The organism is Halorubrum tibetense (assembly GCF_042661865.1).
Lineage (GTDB): Archaea > Halobacteriota > Halobacteria > Halobacteriales > Haloferacaceae > Halorubrum > Halorubrum tibetense.
Window position 1 is genome coordinate 1 of record NZ_JBHSWW010000233.1, and the last position, 3,856, is coordinate 3,856.

4 protein-coding genes and 1 pseudogene are annotated in these 3,856 nt (G+C 68.8%); 2 read left to right on the top strand and 3 right to left on the bottom strand.

Annotated elements, in window-relative coordinates; translation table 11 throughout:
- Positions 1–430, top strand: a 430-nt coding sequence (locus ACFQEU_RS12600) for a class I SAM-dependent methyltransferase (protein WP_379782660.1), incomplete at its 5' end; no start/stop codon positions are given.
- Between the two features lie 95 nt (positions 431–525).
- Here ACFQEU_RS12600 and ACFQEU_RS12605 read toward each other — a convergent pair.
- Complete coding sequence (locus ACFQEU_RS12605) at positions 526–2,319, bottom strand: L-aspartate oxidase (RefSeq protein WP_379782662.1); 1,794 nt, start codon at positions 2,317–2,319, stop codon at positions 526–528.
- A 223-nt stretch (positions 2,320–2,542) separates the two neighbouring features.
- Between ACFQEU_RS12605 and ACFQEU_RS12610 the strand changes: the two genes are divergently transcribed.
- A complete protein-coding gene (locus tag ACFQEU_RS12610; protein ID WP_379782664.1) occupies positions 2,543–3,169 on the top strand; it encodes a class I SAM-dependent methyltransferase in 627 nt (208 codons plus the stop codon).
- Positions 3,170–3,206: 37 nt separating this feature from the next.
- Here ACFQEU_RS12610 and ACFQEU_RS12615 read toward each other — a convergent pair whose 3' ends face one another.
- Both ACFQEU_RS12615 and ACFQEU_RS12620 read right to left on the bottom strand, forming a co-directional pair.
- Positions 3,207–3,455, bottom strand: a complete 249-nt coding sequence (locus ACFQEU_RS12615) for a DUF7861 family protein (RefSeq protein ID WP_379782666.1) — start codon at positions 3,453–3,455, stop codon at positions 3,207–3,209.
- Positions 3,456–3,608: 153 nt separating this feature from the next.
- Positions 3,609–3,856 (bottom strand): annotated as a pseudogene (locus ACFQEU_RS12620) (cobalamin-binding protein); the annotation flags it as partial.

Consider the following 3,856-nt stretch of genomic DNA (forward strand, 5'->3'; position numbering starts at 1 on the left):
CCCCGCCGACAGCGTCGGTCTCGACGTCTCCCGCCGGGGGCTCGCGCTCGCTGCCGACGGGACGCCACGCGCTCGGCTCGTCCAGGGCGACCTCGCGACGCTCCCGTTCGCGACCGCCACTTTCGACGCGATCACGGCGTACCACGCCGTCTTCCACGTCTCCCGTGAGCGTCATCCGGCAGTATACGACGGTTTCGCTCGCGTTCTCCGGCCCGGCGGCCGACTGCTCATGACCCTCCCGAGCGGTCGGTTCGAGACGGTACGTCGGGGCTGGATGGGCGGTCGGATGTTCTTCTCCGCGCCGGGCCGCGATCGGACGCTCGCACAGCTGCGTGACGCCGGATTCGAGGGGATACGGACGGTCACCGCGACGGATCCGCTGGGAAGCAGCACCGAGTTCGTTTTCGCGACGCGATCGGCGGACCGCTGAGGTCGCGGAACCGCGCTACCCCCGGGCCTTACCGACGGGCTGACGGGATCGGCTACGGTGCCCACGGCGGATCGCAGTGCCCGCGGCCGGCCGGATCATTCGAGCTGGTGATAGTCCAGCTCGTACCCCTCGTCGAGCGCGGCCCGAACCGCATCGCTCGGCGTTCCAACGGGAGCCGTGCTGGGGACCATCCCACCGATGTCCGTCGGCTCGAACAGGACGTTGCGCCGCCACTCCTCGGCCGTTTCCGGCCGGTCCGTACGGTAGTGGGCTCCTCTCGACTCCGTCCGTTCTAACGCGCCGCGGAGGACGGCTTCGGCCACCGTCAGGCTGAACCCGAGGTCGATCGCGAACTCGAACGACGGGTCGGTCACGGCGCCGACGCGGAGGTCAGCCGCCTTCTCTCGGATCGCGTCGAGACGGTCGAGCCCCGCCCGAAGGGACGGCTCCTCCCTGAGGATCCCCGCGTGCTCCCACATGAGGTCACGCAGCTCGGCGAGCAGCGCCTCGGCGTCGTGTCTCCCGTCCTGGCCCGCAGTGGCGGCGAGGTCCGCGACGTGTGGCTCGAAGACCCCTTCGATAACCCCCTCCGGCACCGTTCCCGGCCCGTCGGCCCGGTCGGCGATCCGCTCGCCGGTGACGACGCCGTACGCGACCGTCTCGGCGAGGGAGTTGCCACCGAGACGGTTGGCCCCGTGGACCCCTGCCATCGTCTCGCCGATGGCGAACAGCCCGTCGACGGCCGTCTCGCCGTGTGCATCAACGCGGACGCCGCCCATCCCGTAGTGCGCGGTCGGCGCGACCTCGACCGGTTCCTCAGCCATGTCGACGCCCAGCTCCGCGAACCGCTCGTACATCCGGGGGAGTCGCTCGGCGATGAACTCGGCGTCACGATGCGAGACGTCGAGGTACACCCCGCCGGTCTCGGTGCCGCGCCCCTCGGCGACCTCCGACGCGATGGCACGGGCGACAACGTCCCGCGCGTCGAGTTCCATCTGGTCGGGCGAGTACCGCTCCATGAACCGTTCGCCCTCGGCGTTGTACAGCCTCCCGCCCTCGCCGCGAACGGCCTCGGTCACGAGCCGACCGCTCCACGGTCCCCACTCAGGGTCGTCCTCGTCGACAGCCATCCCGGTCGGATGGAACTGAACGAACTCCACGTCCATGAGTGTCGCCCCGGCGTCGTACGCCAACGCGGGGCCGTCGCCGTTGTTCTCGTCGTCACGGGACGTGTGCCGGTTGTAGATCGCGGCGTACCCACCGGCGGCGAGCACGACGTTTCCGGCGTTGATCAGCACGAACTCGCCGGTGTCCATATCGAACCCGACAGCCCCGTGCACGCGGTCGCCGTCCGAGAGGAGCTTCGTGATCATGACGTTCTCCCGATACGGCACGTCGCGTTCCCGCGCCTCGCCGACGAGCGTGTCGAGGAGCGATTCACCGGTGTGGTCGCCCGCGAAGGCGGTCCGGCGAAACGACTGTGCGCCGAAGTAGCGCTGATCTATCCCGCCGTCGTCGGTCCGCGAGAACGCCATTCCCCACTCGTCCAGCTCGCGGAGTCGATCCGGCATCTGCTTCGTGACCGTCTCCACCTTTTCGGGGTCGTTGAGGAAATGGCCCTCGTTGAGCGTGTCGGCGGCGTGGATCGCCCAATCGTCCTCCGGGTCGTTGGTTCCGAGTGCGCCGTTGATACCCCCGCGAGCCCACGTCGTGTGCGCGTCGCCGTGTCCCCGTTTTCCTAATACGAGCACGTCGTCGACGCCCCGGTCTGCCAGCTCGATCGCCGTCCGGGCGCCGGCCGCTCCCGCGCCGATAACGAGCACGGAGACGTCCACGCGCTCGTAGTCGGGGATCGCCTCGTCGCCGCCCCTTTCGCTCGCAGTTCCCATACGTGAACCAACGTGCCGGACACGCATTAACCCCTCGCGCGCGTGCGCGCACGACGGGAAGGAACCCGCAGTGATGAGATGACACAGGGTTCCGAGACGGACCCCCCGACAACCCCAGCAACGAGACGAATCACCGGGTGAGAACGGCTTCACCACCGATCACGCGTTGGCGCACCCGTATCGAGCCCAGCAGTTGATGTACGCAGATCACGTACGATCCGTCATGGAACCGCTCTCCGAGACCGACCGTCGGAAACTCGACGAGACGGACGACCGACGATTCTACGACTCGCCGCGATACGTCACACACGCCGACGACGCGTTTCTCGATCGGCTGACCGATCTGTATGCTGATGTATTCGAGCCCGGCGACCGCGTCTTCGACGCGATGGGGAGCTGGGTGTCACACTTCCCCGAGACGCAGCTCGGGCGCGTCGTCGGTCACGGCCTCAACGAGGCGGAGCTACGCGCGAACGACCGATACGACGAGTGGTTCGTACAGGACCTCAACGGCGAGCAGACGCTCCCACTCGCGGACGACGCGTTCGATGCCGTCTGCTGTGCGCTGTCGGTACAGTATCTCCAACGCCCCGAAGCCGTCTTCGCCGAGTTCGACCGCGTTCGCGCTCCCGGCGGGGTCGTCGTGGTGAGCTTCTCGAATCGGATGTTCCCGACGAAGGCGATCCGCGCCTGGCGCGAGGCGCCGATGGACGGACGCGCGGCCCTCGTCGCCGACTACCTCCGTGCTGGCGACATGGGTGTGACCGAGCGGATCACGGAGGTGCAGAGCGCCGGGGACCCCTTCTACGCGCTCGTCGGGGGCCAGGCGTCGTCCGACGCCGAGCGATAGGCGTCGCCGGCGATCCCGGCCGTGGTCCCCCGGGCCCTCACAGCCCGTCGCCGCGTTTTCGATACCACACCCGCTCGCCGACCGGGGATCCGCCGTCCGTCTCCAGCCGGTCCAAGAACAGGTCGCGAACGGCGAACGTGACGACGAGCTCGACCGTCTCGCCGTCGGGCCGCCGGACCGTCACGACGCAGTGCCCGTCCCGGGTCCCAATGGATTCGATCCGTCCGTCCGACCACCGGTCGACGTGATGGCTCGGTCGTCGTGCGTGGATCCGGTCGTGTGGCACCGGCTATCCCCCGTTTCCGCCAGTCGGATCTGCCACGAGCCTACACCTTTCGTTCGTGTCGGGGTCCGCGATGTCGGTGACGGCAGCGCTCGCCTTCGACGAATCGTCCATGTTCTACCGTACGTGCCCGAGAGACAAAACCGTCCGCACGGCTCAGTCACCGTCGGGGCGAACGGACGGCGTCGTCACGGGACGGTCGACACGCGCGATCCGGTCGATCGTCGACGGTGTCGCGGCCGCGTGGTCGGGGTGGAGACAGGCGAAGAGGGCCTCCAGCGAGTCGACGAGCCGATGGCTCGGGCGGTTGAACAGCGCGTTCCCGTCGACCGCGTACACCCGGCCGTTCCCGACGGCGGGGATCGACTCCCACCCGGCGTGGGCCGCCAGGTCGTCGACCGCCG